This is a genomic window from Novosphingobium sp. 1529, assembly GCF_040544855.1.
GTDB classification, from domain to species: domain Bacteria; phylum Pseudomonadota; class Alphaproteobacteria; order Sphingomonadales; family Sphingomonadaceae; genus Novosphingobium; species Novosphingobium capsulatum.
On record NZ_JBEPKW010000020.1, the window covers coordinates 15562 to 29024 of the forward strand.

15 protein-coding genes and 1 tRNA gene are annotated in these 13463 nt (G+C 63.1%); 12 read left to right on the plus strand and 4 right to left on the minus strand.

The window, feature by feature from the left end; genetic code table 11:
- Window positions 1-33 precede the first annotated feature (33 nt).
- The 9 genes from ABIC78_RS20710 (at window position 34) to pnp (ending at window position 7021) form a co-directional block, all read left to right on the plus strand.
- Window positions 34-336, plus strand: coding sequence for a hypothetical protein (locus ABIC78_RS20710; RefSeq protein ID WP_233253927.1), 303 nt, complete (start codon window positions 34-36; stop codon window positions 334-336).
- 46 nt (window positions 337-382) lie between these two features.
- Window positions 383-799: a 30S ribosome-binding factor RbfA gene (gene rbfA / locus ABIC78_RS20715; protein WP_022677128.1), complete on the plus strand. Its 417-nt coding sequence runs from the start codon at window positions 383-385 to the stop codon at window positions 797-799.
- Window positions 800-826: 27 nt separating this feature from the next.
- Window positions 827-1429, plus strand: coding sequence for a thymidine kinase (locus ABIC78_RS20720; protein ID WP_169050031.1), 603 nt, complete (start codon window positions 827-829; stop codon window positions 1427-1429).
- The gene (locus ABIC78_RS20725; protein ID WP_354491804.1) at window positions 1426-1971 is read left to right on the plus strand and encodes a GNAT family N-acetyltransferase; all 546 of its coding nucleotides are present in this window, start codon (window positions 1426-1428) and stop codon (window positions 1969-1971) included. Before ABIC78_RS20720 ends, ABIC78_RS20725 begins: the two co-directional genes overlap by 4 nt.
- Window positions 1968-2660, plus strand: a complete 693-nt coding sequence (locus ABIC78_RS20730) for a site-2 protease family protein (RefSeq protein ID WP_354491806.1) — start codon at window positions 1968-1970, stop codon at window positions 2658-2660. The genes ABIC78_RS20725 and ABIC78_RS20730 overlap by 4 nt, the downstream gene beginning before the upstream one ends.
- Window positions 2661-2777: 117 nt before the next feature.
- Complete coding sequence (locus ABIC78_RS20735) at window positions 2778-3158, plus strand: DUF6491 family protein (RefSeq protein ID WP_354491808.1); 381 nt, start codon at window positions 2778-2780, stop codon at window positions 3156-3158.
- A gap of 56 nt (window positions 3159-3214) precedes the next feature.
- Complete coding sequence (gene truB, locus ABIC78_RS20740) at window positions 3215-4114, plus strand: tRNA pseudouridine(55) synthase TruB (protein ID WP_354491810.1); 900 nt, start codon at window positions 3215-3217, stop codon at window positions 4112-4114.
- 22 nt (window positions 4115-4136) lie between these two features.
- Window positions 4137-4406 (plus strand): 30S ribosomal protein S15, encoded by a 270-nt coding sequence (gene rpsO, locus ABIC78_RS20745; RefSeq protein ID WP_022677134.1) that lies wholly within the window; start codon window positions 4137-4139, stop codon window positions 4404-4406.
- A 299-nt stretch (window positions 4407-4705) separates the two neighbouring features.
- Complete coding sequence (gene pnp / locus ABIC78_RS20750; RefSeq protein ID WP_062788476.1) at window positions 4706-7021, plus strand: polyribonucleotide nucleotidyltransferase; 2316 nt, start codon at window positions 4706-4708, stop codon at window positions 7019-7021.
- Between the two features lie 61 nt (window positions 7022-7082).
- Here the strand turns inward: pnp and ABIC78_RS20755 are convergent, their stop codons facing one another.
- Together ABIC78_RS20755 and ABIC78_RS20760 are read right to left on the minus strand one after the other, a co-directional pair.
- Window positions 7083-8225: a GGDEF domain-containing protein gene (locus ABIC78_RS20755; RefSeq protein WP_168350840.1), complete on the minus strand. Its 1143-nt coding sequence runs from the start codon at window positions 8223-8225 to the stop codon at window positions 7083-7085.
- A 97-nt stretch (window positions 8226-8322) separates the two neighbouring features.
- Window positions 8323-9060, minus strand: coding sequence for a GcrA family cell cycle regulator (locus tag ABIC78_RS20760; protein WP_354491813.1), 738 nt, complete (start codon window positions 9058-9060; stop codon window positions 8323-8325).
- 217 nt (window positions 9061-9277) lie between these two features.
- Between ABIC78_RS20760 and ABIC78_RS20765 the strand changes: the two genes are divergently transcribed.
- Window positions 9278-10072, plus strand: coding sequence for an ABC transporter permease (locus ABIC78_RS20765; protein ID WP_354491820.1), 795 nt, complete (start codon window positions 9278-9280; stop codon window positions 10070-10072).
- 70 nt (window positions 10073-10142) lie between these two features.
- Here the strand turns inward: ABIC78_RS20765 and hspQ are convergent, their stop codons facing one another.
- Window positions 10143-10535 (minus strand): heat shock protein HspQ, encoded by a 393-nt coding sequence (gene hspQ / locus ABIC78_RS20770; protein ID WP_022677885.1) that lies wholly within the window; start codon window positions 10533-10535, stop codon window positions 10143-10145.
- A gap of 161 nt (window positions 10536-10696) precedes the next feature.
- On the opposite strand from hspQ, the gene ABIC78_RS20775 reads away from it, so the two are divergent.
- Together ABIC78_RS20775 and ABIC78_RS20780 are read left to right on the plus strand one after the other, a co-directional pair.
- Window positions 10697-10786 (plus strand) — tRNA-Ser (locus ABIC78_RS20775).
- A 38-nt stretch (window positions 10787-10824) separates the two neighbouring features.
- Window positions 10825-12468, plus strand: coding sequence for a tyrosine-type recombinase/integrase (locus tag ABIC78_RS20780; RefSeq protein WP_354491816.1), 1644 nt, complete (start codon window positions 10825-10827; stop codon window positions 12466-12468).
- A gap of 42 nt (window positions 12469-12510) precedes the next feature.
- Here ABIC78_RS20780 and ABIC78_RS20785 read toward each other — a convergent pair whose 3' ends face one another.
- The gene (locus ABIC78_RS20785; RefSeq protein WP_354491818.1) at window positions 12511-13365 is read right to left on the minus strand and encodes a hypothetical protein; all 855 of its coding nucleotides are present in this window, start codon (window positions 13363-13365) and stop codon (window positions 12511-12513) included.
- Window positions 13366-13463: the final 98 nt, after the last annotated feature.

The window sequence follows — 13463 nt, forward strand, 5'->3', positions numbered from 1 at the left end:
CCATGCCAAATCCATGGTCAGGTGATATCATAAGTGCAGGGGGCTGACGTGTGTGATCCAGGGCAGAGGGACTATTGTCTGTTCCTCAATGGATTTAAATACAACCGCAATGGATCATGCCGGCGCCATGACAATGCTTACGGTATTGCTGGCGGCGGCCGAGAGGCTGATCGCCGCCGCGCCGATGCCGCGTTCTTTCGCGGCCTGCGGCAAGAGGGCGATCCGATGGCCGTACCGGTGTGGCTGGCAGTGCGCACATTTGGCTGGTTCTTCTTCAATTATCATGGGTTTCCGTGGCGCGGCCAACTCGTGCGCAAGATCTTCCCCCGCTATTGACCCAAGGTTCTGGCGAAATCGCGGGCAATGCCCCATATAGGGCGCGATGAACCGCCAGAATGCCTCTCCCGAACAACGCTCGGTCCGCCTGCTCAAGGTGGGCGAGCAGGTGCGCCACGTATTGTCCGAACTGCTCACGCGCCAGTACGTCCATGATGATGTGCTCAGCGCGCATACCGTGTCGGTTACCGAAGTGCGCATGTCGCCCGATCTGCGCCACGCCACCGTCTTCATCAAGCCTTTGCTGGGCGAGGACGAGGAGATCGTGCTCAAGGCCTTGCGCACGCACACCGCCTATTTCCAGAAGGAAGTGGCCGGCCGGCTCAAGCTGAAATATGCCGCGCGGATCAAGTTCCTGCCCGATGAAAGCTTTGACGAGGCATTTCGGATCGATGCGCTGCTGTCCGATCCGCGCGTGCGCCGCGATCTGGGTGAGGATGCGGCGGGAGAGGGCGAGGGCTGATCGGCCCCGCCACCGCCTCGCGCCACCATGGCCAAGCTCTATTTCTATTATGCCAGCATGAACGCTGGCAAATCCACCAACCTGCTCCAGGCCGCGTTCAACTATCACGAGCGGGGCATGGCGACGATGCTGTGGGCCGCCGCGCTCGATGATCGCGCCGAACAGCAGGGGCCGGGGCGGGCCATTGCCAGCCGCGTTGGCCTCTATGCCGACGCCCACCGTTTTTCCCCGCAAACCGATCTGTGGCAGGCGGTGAGCGCCGAACTGGCCACGGGGCCGCTCGCCTGCGTGCTGGTGGACGAGGCGCAGTTCCTGACCAGGGCACAGGTATGGCAACTGGCCGACTTGGCCGATCGCGCCGGCGTTCCCGTGCTGTGCTATGGCCTGCGCACCGATTTCCGCGGAGACCTGTTCGAAGGTTCTGCCGCGCTGCTTGGCCTGGCCGACAGCCTGGTCGAACTGAAAGCTGTGTGCCACTGCGGCCGCAAGGCGACGATGAACCTGCGGGTCGACGCGCAGGGGCACCCCGTGCGCGAAGGCGCGCAGACCGAAATCGGCGGCAACGAACGCTATCTTTCTCTTTGCCGCGCGCATTTCAGCGCGGCGCTGCGCCAGGACGAACACCCATGAGCGATGGCCTTTACGTTCCCCTGGCCGAGGGCAACCTGGTGCTGGAGCCGCTGGCAGAGCGGCACCGCGAACGCCTGCGCGCGGCCTGCGCGCAGGATCAGGAGATATGGGCGGTCTATCCGCACGATTATCTGGGCGACAGTTTCGACCCACAGTTCGATCGCCTGCTTGAAGGCGGGACCGCACGGCGGATCTATGCCGTGCTGGCCGATGGCGCAGTGGTGGGCATGACCGGCTGGATCGAGCATGGCGCGCCAGGCTGGTCGATCGAGATCGGCAACAGCTACATCGTGCCGGCGCTGCGCGGCACGGGGTTCAACGGCAGGCTCAAGCGGCTAATGCTCGGCCATGCCTTTGCCTGCGGGCTTGAGCGGGTGGTGTTCAAGGTTGATCGAATCAACGCCCGCAGCCAGGCCGCCGTACGCAAGCTGGGCGGTGTGGAAGAAGGCGTGATGCGCCACGAACGCCGCACCTGGACGGGCCGGGTGCGCGACACGGTGCTGTTTTCGATCCTACGCGACGAATGGATGGCACGGCCATGAACGACACTCTGTACAGCCTCGCCACGGTGGCCATTCCGATGATCGTGGCCATCGTGTTTCACGAAGTGGCGCATGGCCGCATGGCCCGCCTGCTGGGTGATCACACCGCGCAGGACATGGGGCGGTTGAGCTTCAACCCGCTGCGCCACGTCGATCCGGTAGGCACGGTGATCCTGCCTGGCATGCTCGCGCTCGCCCATGCGCCGGTGTTTGGCTGGGCCCGCCCGGTGCCGGTGGATGTGCGTGGCCTGCCGCATCCGCGCCGGGCGATGATGCTGGTGGGCGCTGCCGGGCCGGCGATGAACTTTGCCTTGGCCGTGGTGGCGGCGCTGGGCCTGGGGATCATGGCGAGGCTAGCGCCGGGGGCGGGCGCGGTGGCCCAGTTCGTGGCGGCGAACCTGGTGAATTTCCTGGCCATCAATCTGTTCCTTGCCTGTTTCAACCTGCTTCCGCTGCCGCCGTTCGATGGATCGCACATCGTCGAGGGCCTGCTGCCGCGCCCGGCGGCGCAGGCCTATGCCAGACTGCGTCCCTTGGGCTTTCCGATCATGTTGGTCCTTCTGGTGGTCCTGCCCTGGATGATGCCATCGCTCGATCCGGTGCGTGCAGTCGTGGTGCCGCCGGTGACGTGGTTGGCCGATCATTACCTGGCGCTGGCCGAACTGGTGGCGGGCCGCCCGCTGGGCTGATGCCGCAGGGGGATTAACGTACTTTCAGCTTGGTCGCCAATTGTCGCGCCGGGCTTGATCGCGCGGGCGCGCTGCCCATGTCGATACCATTGGTTCGACATGACAAGGAGTTGGCCCATGATCCGCATTGCTACACTGGCCGCGCTGGCGCTGGCCGCAACCCCCGCTCTCGCCCAGGCGCCGGTAAATCCGGGCAAGCCGGTGGAAGCGTCGATCCCCTTCGTCAACCACGGCGGCATTCGCGATTGGCGCGCCCAGGGTGACAGCACGCTCTATGTGCAGGACCAGAGCGGCCAGTGGTACCGCGCCAGCCTGATGGGCCCGGCGTTCGATCTGCCGTTTGCCCAGGCGATCGGGTTCGATGCACGCGGCACCGATACTTTTGACCGTTTCGCCAGCGTGGTGGTGCATGGGCAAAGCTATCCGGTGCAAAGCCTGGTCAAGGTGGCTGGCCCGCCGATGAAGGCGAAGGCGGCGCAGGCAAAGCCTGCGGCCTGACGCGCCCTGCGCCAAAGGGCTGACAGCGCGACACGCAGCCGCTAGGGCGCCCAACCATGGCAGATGGCTGGATCATTCTCGACAAGCCGCTGACCCTGGGATCGACCCAGGGCGTGGCGGCAGTAAAGCGCAACTTGCGCGCGCGCGGCCTTGGCAAGTGCAAGGTGGGCCATGGCGGCACGCTCGATCCTCTGGCCACTGGCGTGTTGCCGATCGCCGTGGGCGAGGCGACCAAGCTGTGCGGGCGCATGCTCGATGCGCATAAAACCTATGCCTTCACCGTGGCCTTTGGCGCAGAGACCGATACGCTCGATCTGGAAGGGGCGGTAATCGGCCACAGCACGGTGCGGCCCACCCGCGCCGCGCTCGATGCGGCGCTGGCGGCCTTTACCGGGCCGATCGCCCAGGTGCCGCCGGCCTATTCCGCGCTCAAGGTGGATGGTGAGCGCGCCTATGACCTGGCGCGCGCCGGGCACGACGTGGTCTTGGCTGCCCGCAACGTGACCATCCATGCGCTGCGCGTGCTGGAAACCCAGGGCAGCGACGCGGCGCTGGACAGTGCCACGCTGGAGGCCGATGTATCCAAGGGCACCTATATCCGCAGCCTGGCGCGCGACATCGCCCTGGCCCTTGGCACGCGCGGCCATGTTACCATGCTGCGCCGCCTCAAGGCCGGCCCGTTCACCCTGGAACAGGCGATTTCGCTGGACAAATTGAACGATTGGGGCCAAGGGGCACCCCTTGAGAACGTAATCTTGCCTGTGGAGGCAGGGCTGGTCGACATCCCGGCTCTTGACCTCAACCCCGAACAGGCCGGGGCGGTCCGCCAGGGCCGCGTTCTTTCGGGGTTGCCCTTTCCTGACGGGCTATGGTGGGCGCGGTGCGGCGGCAAGCCGGTCGCGCTGGTCATGCTGGCAGGCGGCGCCTTGCGCGTTGAACGGGGTTTCAACCTTTGAGCATGTCGCGGAGTGAATACTTATGTCGGTGACCCCGGAAAAGAAGCAGGAAATCATCCAGGACAACGCGCGCGCCGCCGGTGATACCGGTTCGCCCGAAGTTCAGGTGGCTATCCTCACCGAGCGGATCGTCAACCTCACCGAACACTTCAAGGGCCACCACAAGGACAACCATTCGCGTCGTGGCCTTCTGCAGATGGTGAACAAGCGTCGTTCGCTGCTCGACTACCTGAAGAAGAAGGACGTCGATCGCTACAACGCGCTGATCCAGAAGCTTGGTCTGCGTAAGTAAGTTCACAGACGGCCCGCCACCCGGCGGGCCGTTTTGTTTGTAGATCCGCCAGCGAGGCTGGCGGCGGCCGCCACCCGGCGGACCGTTTTGTTTGTAGATCTGCCTATCAAGGCAGACAGGCCTGGATTGGCCACGATCCGATGCAAAAGGCATTCGGCGCTGGCGCAATCCATGGTAAGGCAAAGGCGCCTCGCGCAATTCGGCGCAGGCACCACGGGGCCAAGCCCCACACCGGACCGGGACGGCACCCCGGCAGCAAATCCCGCCGGCAATAGGGCCCGTGGGGCGAAGGAATATTCATGTTCGACGTCAAGACCGTATCGCTGGAGTGGGGCGGAAAGACCCTCACTCTGGAAACTGGCCGCATTGCGCGCCAAGCCGATGGTGCCGTGCTGGCTACCTATGGCGAAACCGTTGTGCTTTGCGCGGTGACTGCCGCCAAGTCGGTGAAGGAAGGCCAGGACTTCTTCCCGCTGACCGTGCACTACCAGGAAAAGTTTTCCGCAGCTGGCCGCATCCCCGGTGGCTTCTTCAAGCGTGAACGCGGCGCCACCGAAAAGGAAACGCTGGTCTCGCGCCTGATCGACCGTCCGGTGCGCCCGCTGTTCCCCGAAGGTTTCTACAACGAAATCAACGTCATCTGCCAGGTGATGAGCTATGACGGCGAGACCGAACCCGATATCGTCGCGCTGGTTGCCGCCTCGGCCGCGCTGACCATCTCGGGCGTGCCGTTCATGGGCCCGATCGGCGCTGCGCGCGTCGGCTTCAAGGACGGCGAATACCAGCTCAACCCGTCGCTGTCCGAAGCTGCCTCTGGCCGCCTCGACCTGGTGGTTGCCGCAACCGACGCTGCCGTGATGATGGTGGAATCGGAAGCCAAGGAACTGACCGAAGAGGAAATGCTCGGCGCGGTGGTCTTTGCCCACAACGAAAGCCGCAAGGTAATCGGCGCGATCATCGAGCTGGCCGAAAAGGCCGCCAAGGATCCTTGGGAAATCGACCTGTCGGACAACACCGCCGACATCAAGGCCAAGCTCAAGAAGGGCGTTGGCGCCGATATCGCGGCGGCTTACAAGCTGACCGACAAGTCGGCCCGTTCGAACGCCCTGAACGACGTGCGCGCCAAGGCCAAGACGCTGTTTGCGGATGAAACCCCGCAGACGCAGATGGTGGCGATCAAGACGCTCAAGAAGCTGGAAGCCGAAATCGTGCGCGGCGCCATCATCAAGGATGGCCAGCGTATCGACGGCCGCACCGTCACCCAGGTTCGCCCGATCGAATCGATCGTTGGCTTCCTGCCGCGCACCCACGGTTCGTCGCTGTTCACCCGCGGCGAAACCCAGGCCATCTGCACCACCACCCTTGGCACCAAGGATGCAGAGCAGATGATCGACGGGCTCGACGGCCTGAGCTATCAGCGCTTCATGCTGCACTACAACTTCCCCCCCTATTCGGTGGGTGAAGTGGGCCGCTTTGGCGCCCCCGGTCGCCGCGAAGTGGGCCATGGCAAGCTGGCCTGGCGCGCGCTCAACCCGGTGCTGCCGACCAAGGACGAGTTCCCCTACACGATCCGCGTGCTGTCCGACATTACCGAATCCAACGGCTCTTCGTCGATGGCCACGGTGTGCGGCGGCTGCTTGTCGATGATGGACGCTGGCGTTCCCATCGCGCGCCCGGTTTCGGGCATCGCCATGGGCCTGATCCTGGAAGGCAAGGACTTTGCCGTCCTGTCCGACATCCTGGGTGATGAAGATCACCTGGGCGACATGGACTTCAAGGTGGCCGGCACCAGCGAAGGCATCACTTCGCTGCAGATGGACATCAAGATCGCCGGGATCACCGAGGAAATCATGCGCAAGGCCCTGGCCCAGGCCAAGGAAGGCCGCGCGCACATTCTGGGTGAAATGACCAAGGCGCTGGGTTCGGCTCGTAACGAGCTGTCGGCCCATGCTCCGCGCATCGAGACGCTCCAGATCGACAAGTCGAAGATCCGCGAAGTGATCGGCACCGGCGGCAAGGTCATCCGCGAAATCGTCGCGGAAACCGGCGCCAAGGTCGACATCGATGACGAAGGCCTGATCAAGATCTCGTCGTCCGATCTCTCGCAGATCGAAGCGGCCAAGAACTGGATTCTCGGCATCGTCGAAGAACCGGAAGTCGGCAAGGTCTACAACGGCAAGGTCGTCAACATCGTCGATTTCGGTGCTTTCGTGAACTTCATGGGCGGCAAGGACGGTCTCGTCCACGTGTCGGAAATGAAGAACGAGCGCGTGGAAAAGCCCGGCGACGTCGTCAAGGAAGGCCAGGAAGTCAAGGTCAAGGTCCTCGAGATCGACAACCGTGGCAAGGTGCGCCTGTCGATGCGCGTAGTGGACCAGGAAACTGGCGAAGCGCTGGAAGATACCCGCCCGGCGCGCGAACCGCGTGAACCGCGCGGTGATCGTGGCGACCGCGGTGATCGCGGTGGTGACCGTCGTGGCCCGCGCAGCGATCGTGGCCCGCGCCGCGATGGCGATCGTGGTCCGCGTCGCGAAGGTGGCGATCGCCCCCGTCGTGACCGCGACGAAGGCCCGGCTCCCGATCACATGCCGGCGTTCCTCAAGTCTGACGACTAAGGCATTCCGGCCTGATGGCAACAAGGAAGGCTCGCACCGCCCGGTGCGGGCCTTTCTTGCGTCAGGGCCTGGCGCGTTGCCCGGCCGGCTGCGCGCGGTCGGTCAGCATGACGCGGTTGCGCCCGGCGTTCTTGGCGGCATAGAGCGCGCCGTCTGCCGCGCTGAGTGCGCTTTCCAGGTCGCCACAGGCCACGGCATCGGCAATGCCGCCGGAAATGGTGACCAGGCCGAACGGAACATCGGTGCTGCGGTTGATCATGCGTCGTTCGGCAACCCGGGCCCGCGCGCCATCGAGCAGGGCCAACGCCTGGCCGGGGTTATGGCCGGGAAACAGCACGCCGAATTCCTCCCCGCCAATGCGGCCGACAAAGCATTCGCAATCGCGCAGCGTGGCGATGGTTTCAGCAATCACCTTGAGCACGCGATCACCGGCAGCATGGCCGTGGCGATCGTTGATGTGCTTGAAATGATCGATATCCACCACCGCCAGGCACAGCGGCGCGGCCGTGCGGCGCGCCAGATCCAGCGCTTGGGCAAACTGGCGCTCGAACGCGCGGCGGTTGGCCAGCCCGGTGAGGTGGTCTTCATCGGCAACGCGCTGAACCTGTTCCAGCGTGCTCTGCAATTCGGCGCTGCGCTTGCGGCTGGCGGCAAGTTCGGCATGAAGTTGGCTTGCCTGAACCAGCATGGCGCGGGCGGCATCGGCCAGCTTGCGCACCAGTGCCTCGTCGGCGCCGGCCTGTGCCATGTCGGCCAGGTGGCTTTGCAGACTGTCGGAAAAGTCGTCGCTGGCCTGCATGGCATCGTGCGTGCTGCGATCGAACGCGGTCAGGCTTTCGCGCACGTGGCACAGCAGGGTGACGAGCTGTTCGGCGGCCATGTCCTGCGCCGGATGGCGTAGCGCCTGTTCCAGCCAGGCAAGGTCCATCGGCAGGCCGGCGGCGATGCGTTGTACCAGCAATTCGGCCAGGCGAGGGTTTGCGCCAGTGACGCAATCATGCGCCATCACCAGCGTGAACGGGCTGATCGGCAGGTCGTGCTCTACCAGCAGCGCCGCCAGCCGTGCCAGCAAGGCCCGCCGACCGGCAAGCGCCTCGGCCGTTTCTGCAAGATCGCCGGCTGCGGCATTGTCTCCCGCCAGGCCAAGCCTGTGCCACAGGCGCTGAAATGGGCTCTCGGCCCGCCGGTGATCGTGTTTCCCCATGGCCGGCAAAACGACAAGGCCGCAACCCGGTTAAGGGTCGCGGCCTTGCGTAGAACCGTGGTAACCGGGCGTCAGGCCCTGCTGGATTACGGATGGTTCAGCGCACGCGCGGCCCGCCAAACGGCATCGGCGGGGGCGGGCGGCGGTGGCCACGCGGCAGTTGCGCCTGATAGGCGCGACCGCAGTGTTCCACGCAGTAGGGGAACCCAGGGTTCACCTTCTCACCGCAGAAATGGAAGTCAGGTTCACCCGGGTGGCCCATCGGCCAGCGGCAGATGCGATCGTTGAGATCGAGCAGGCTGGTCTTGTCGGCGATTTCCGGGCTGGGCCGTGCCGGCACCAGGCGACGCGGCGGCGCAGGCGGGATCGGTGCCTGCTGATCGCCGGGGCCCTGGCGCAGGAAGCCGCCTGGGCCAACCGAAACCACACGGGGCGTTGGCGCTGCGGGCGCAGGCGCCGCGTCGCCGGCCGGAGCAGTGCTGGCGGCCGGCGGAGGGGAGGCAACGGGCGCGGCTGGCGCAGGGCGCGGCGCTGGCGCAGGGCGTGCTTCAACCGGGGCGGGCGCAGGCGTCGGCTTGGGTGCGGCCGGGCGCGCTTCGGCAACCGGCGGCGCGGGCGGCGCTGCAGGCTTTGCCGGCTTGGGCGCGGCGGCCGCAGGCTCGCTCTTGTCGTTTGCCTTGACCGGGGAAGGGCGCGCCTTCAGACCCAGGCGATGGGCCTTGCCGATCACGGCGTTGCGGCTGACCCCGCCAAGCTCTTCGGCGATCTGGCTGGCGGTTGCGCCGCCTTCCCACATCTTGGTCAGTTTCTCGATCCGCTCGTCGGTCCAGCTCATCCGTTCGAAAACCCTTGCATGGGCCAAGGGGTGCGTCCCTTGCCCTTTCATCATCTTGCCATCGGCCTCCGCGCGCGATACCGCGCCGGTTATGGCCAACCAATTCCCGTCCCCCACCGGAGAAACGAAACCGCTTGAACCGGCAGATGCCTTTGCTGGCACCGCTGCCGGTCATGCCTACGGGCATCTAGCCGGTTTTCCACCGCCCGGACAGCCGATTTTCCGCAGCTTCAACAGTGTCGGGCTCTGGACCCTCTATATGAAGGAGGTGCGGCGTTTCTTCAAGGTGCAGACCCAGACGATCTGGGCACCTGCGGTAACCACGCTGCTTTATCTGATGATATTTACCCTGGCGCTGGGCGGCGGTGGCCGCGTGGTGCTGGGCGTGCCCTTTGCCAGCTTCGTGGCGCCGGGCCTCATCGCCATGGGCATGATCAACAATGCCTTTGCCAACGCCAGCTTCGGCCTGCTCGGGGGCAAGATCCAGGGCACGATCATCGATTACCTGATGCCGCCGGTTTCCGAAGGCGAACTGCTTGCCGCCCTGGTGGGCGCCGCCGTATCGCGCGCGATCCTGGTCGGCCTGGCCGTGGCGGCCGCGATGATGTTTTGGCCGGGCGTGTCGCTGGAAGTGCGCCATCCCTGGGCCGTCATCTGGTTTGGCCTGATGGGGGCGATCCTGTTGTCGCTGATCGGCGTGGCAACTTCGCTGTGGGCGGAAAAGTTCGATCACAACGCGGCTGTAACCAACTTCATCATCACGCCGATGTCGATGCTGTCGGGCACGTTCTATGTGATCGATCGCCTGGCGCCGGCGTTCCAGACGGTCAGCCGGATGAACCCGATCTTCTACGTGATCTCGGGCTTCCGCTATGGCTTTCTGGGGCAAAGCGATATCGGCAGCAGCAACATGGCCGTGCTGCATGGCGCGATCGGTTTGGGCGTGCTCAATCTGGTCCTCGGCCTTGGCCTCTATGCCCTGCTGCGCACGGGCTGGAAGCTGAAAGCCTGAAGGTTTCACATATGCTAAAAAGGCGCCGCTTCCCCGGGGAAACGGCGCCTTTTTCGTTTGTTTCGGCCGGTCAGTGGGACAGGCTGCGCCGCAGGCGATAGCGCCCGTCGGCAAACCCGTCGAACATCTCGCGCAGCGACGGATGGTCTACCGGCCCGGCTTCGGCATCGGCGGCCAGGTTCTGCTGGCTGACATAGGCGACGTAGCTGCTTTCATCGTTCTCGGCGAGGAGGTGATAAAACGGCTGCTCGCGCAGGGGCCGCATGTCTTCGGGAATGGATTCATACCATTCCTCGCTATTGGCGAAGACCGGATCGATATCGAACACCACGCCGCGAAACCCGAACAGGCGATGGCGCACCACGTCACCGATCGCAAAGAGCGCCTCGCTCACGGCCGGTACGGAAATCTGACGGCCGGCCTGGGGAGAAAAGTAGCTCGTATTTTCGACATGGATGGACATGGAGCGAATATAGGTTTGCGGCACTTGCGAAACAAGCAAGGCTTTTGGGGAATATCAGGCTGGGGATAACTCCTCTTTCCGCTTGGCAAGCCCCGAATCCTACGCTAGTGGCGCGGTCCTCGACCGGGGCGGCTCACGCCGCCTGACGCACGGCACTTCATGGAGAGGTGGCAGAGTGGTCGAATGCGCCGCACTCGAAATGCGGTGTACGGGCAACCGTACCGTGGGTTCGAATCCCACCCTCTCCGCCAGTGCTTCCGAAAGTGGCTGAAATGCGCTAATTTGCGCTATGGCCAACGAAAAACTTCCCAAGTTGCTACGCAAAGCTGCTACACAAGGCGGCGAGGAAATGGCTAAGCCAGCGGGCCTCATCTCGCGCGGCGGAAGCTGGGGCGTCAGGGTCCGTGTGCCCGATCGGCTACGTGCTCATCTCGGCAAAACAGAAATTTGGAAGTCGTTTGGAGCAGTTGGCTATGCCGATGCCTGTCGTCTCGCGCGGATTGAGCGCGTGGCTATCGATAGGCGCTTTCTTGAAGCGGAGGCCGAGCTTGGGCGTGCCTCAGCCGCACCGCTCAATGATGAGGAACTGCTGCACCTCGCTCGCGCATTTCTGCACAAGATGGAAGTGGACGCGGGACCGTTGCCGCTTTTGCCAGCCGACCGTGAGGCAGAAAGAGATGCGGTGGATGAGGAGGCGTCGCTGGTTGGACAGAGCGTCGAAGATGCTTCGGTGCAACGCGTTGCAAAATCCTTTGCTGCCTGGGCGGGGCGAAAGGTACATGATGGTAACCCGGAACTGCTGAGGCTGAGCGAAGCCGTCCAGCAGGCGTGGCTAGAGCATCTAGGGCGACGCTCGGGTCGGCTGGCGGGCAGGACGGTGGCGACGGTCGACCCCATATTTGCGGGGGTGGACGGTTCACAACCGCTATCGGTGCCGCTAACGGTTCGCGCGGCCATTGCAGCATACAAAAATGACCCCGAACGCTCAGGTGTCGCGGCGAAAACGCGCGCTGCGTGGGACTTTCGCTTCCGTGCAATCGAGGAAATACTCGGTCCTGATCGCTTGATTGGGTCCATTCGCCGGGAAGATGTTCGGGCCTGTCGTGATGCGCTCATGAAAATGCCAGCTAACGCACCTAAGCACTTTCCTGGCGTTCCGATCGTGGATGCAACGGCGCTTGGCGACAGGCAGGGGTTGCCCAAGCTCTCGGCAAAGAGCGTCATGTTGTACGTTGAGCTGTTGAGCAGCCTGTTCAAATGGCTGGAGCGTGAGGAAATGGTGGCGCGCAACCCCGCCCAGGGCATTAAAGGGCCGCCCCAACCGAGCGAGAAGCCTAAACGCCCACTGACCACGGAAGAGATCAACGCCCTGTTATTTGCAACGGAACCTGATGGCCAGGACTGCCCTTCGTGGACCTATTGGATGGTGAGAATAGCCCTGCTCAACGGGATGCGGCTGGGCGAAATAGCCGGTCTGGCGGTCAACGACATTGAGAAGATGTGCGACATCTGGGTTTTCCGCGTGCGTCCAAACACGTTCCGAGAACTGAAAACAGATGCCTCACGGCGCGATGTTCCAATCCATCCGTTACTAATTGAGCGTGGCTTGCTGAATTTAACCCACTGCCGCCAGCCGGACCAAATGCTGCTGCGCGACGCGCCCGCCGTCGCTGGCACCTCAAATGCCGCTCAAAAGCGGCTGGCGCGGGTTGTTAGAATTTCGATTTCGGACAAGCGGGCGAGTTTCCATTCGTTACGGCACAATTTCCGGGATGCAATGCGAGCAGCTGGCACGCCACATGACATTGCCGCGAGGCTTGGGGGCTGGTCCAGTCAAGGTAGCGAAGCAATGGAGGGTTACGGCGACGGCCACTCCATCTCGGTGCTCGCTCACTGGATGTTTCAGATCGCCTACCCTGGTGTTGACATGTAAGCGGCTTTGCAAGGCGTTGCATATTCAGCACAAGTTATTGTACTAAATTGACCTTCTGGTTGTCGATTTCGACACAGCATCCTTGGGATTAGATATGATCCGTTTGCGTAAGGTCTGAAGGTTGGCGCGCTCGGAGGCAGAGAGCTGGCGCAGAACGGCCTGCAATAAAGCGCGCCTTCGACAGTAGTCTTGGTAGAGCGGCATATCATCGATTTCTGGGTCATCATCGGGTGTAGCTTCTGGTCCAAATGAGGATGGAAACTGTTTCGCAAGCTCTCGTTCGAACCACGCCATGGCCCCCATCGCCACCCATGCGAAAAAAACCAGGCGGGTATCCTCTTTCAGAGCTTTGCCGCGTGTTCTTATCCAGTCTTGATATGGCGTTTCCCATTCCGAGATTTTAAGGCCATCTGGCCATTCGCTTTCGCCTTTTAATCCGGCACGTTGATGCCTATCGCGGTCAGAAATCCGGCGCTTTCCTTTTATGACGTCAATATCTGACCAACCCCGGCTATGCCGCTTTCTGAGGGTCGCTGGGTTCTGCCCTGTCTTTTTGGCCCATGTTGTCAGAGGCCATATTTCGCCATTTTCGCCGCGAAGGCGTATCGTCGTTTTTCGATTGTTGGCCTGCTCCTTCGGGGACGCCCATCGAATTTTCCCCGGCGCATATTCTGGATCGTAGGTGTCACTGCGGTCGATTGTGTATTCGGGTGAGGGTTGGCGCCCTACCGCTAGTAAAAAAGCCTTAAATGATCTGAGTTTATAACTCACCTTTGCACTGCCCGTTCTCGTACGCTGTAATATCGCTGCGTACGATCGCGCCTCATTCGGAAATAGGCGCTTCAGCACTACGACGGTGTTTTTCATCACCGTTTCCTTGAACTCAGTGTCATCCATCTAAGTGCCTGATTCGGAAGTTTCTCAAGCAAGGCAATAGGTTGCGGTTCGCCGGGTGATCATTCGGATGGAAGCGATGAGGGCCCATGCGGTCGAGG

Bases quoted from the DNA above. Each gene is read 5' to 3' on its own strand.
- rbfA (WP_022677128.1), top strand. From the start codon at position 383: ATGAACCGCCAGAATGCCTCTCCCGAACAACGCTCGGTCCGCCTGCTC.
- ABIC78_RS20720 (WP_169050031.1), top strand. From the start codon at position 827: ATGGCCAAGCTCTATTTCTATTATGCCAGCATGAACGCTGGCAAATCC.
- ABIC78_RS20725 (WP_354491804.1), top strand. From the start codon at position 1,426: ATGAGCGATGGCCTTTACGTTCCCCTGGCCGAGGGCAACCTGGTGCTG.
- ABIC78_RS20730 (WP_354491806.1), top strand. From the start codon at position 1,968: ATGAACGACACTCTGTACAGCCTCGCCACGGTGGCCATTCCGATGATC.
- ABIC78_RS20735 (WP_354491808.1), top strand. From the start codon at position 2,778: ATGATCCGCATTGCTACACTGGCCGCGCTGGCGCTGGCCGCAACCCCC.
- truB (WP_354491810.1), top strand. From the start codon at position 3,215: ATGGCAGATGGCTGGATCATTCTCGACAAGCCGCTGACCCTGGGATCG.
- rpsO (WP_022677134.1), top strand. From the start codon at position 4,137: ATGTCGGTGACCCCGGAAAAGAAGCAGGAAATCATCCAGGACAACGCG.
- pnp (WP_062788476.1), top strand. From the start codon at position 4,706: ATGTTCGACGTCAAGACCGTATCGCTGGAGTGGGGCGGAAAGACCCTC.
- ABIC78_RS20755 (WP_168350840.1), bottom strand. From the start codon at position 8,225: ATGGGGAAACACGATCACCGGCGGGCCGAGAGCCCATTTCAGCGCCTG.
- ABIC78_RS20760 (WP_354491813.1), bottom strand. From the start codon at position 9,060: ATGAGCTGGACCGACGAGCGGATCGAGAAACTGACCAAGATGTGGGAA.
- hspQ (WP_022677885.1), bottom strand. From the start codon at position 10,535: ATGTCCATCCATGTCGAAAATACGAGCTACTTTTCTCCCCAGGCCGGC.
- ABIC78_RS20780 (WP_354491816.1), top strand. From the start codon at position 10,825: ATGGCCAACGAAAAACTTCCCAAGTTGCTACGCAAAGCTGCTACACAA.
- ABIC78_RS20785 (WP_354491818.1), bottom strand. From the start codon at position 13,365: ATGGATGACACTGAGTTCAAGGAAACGGTGATGAAAAACACCGTCGTA.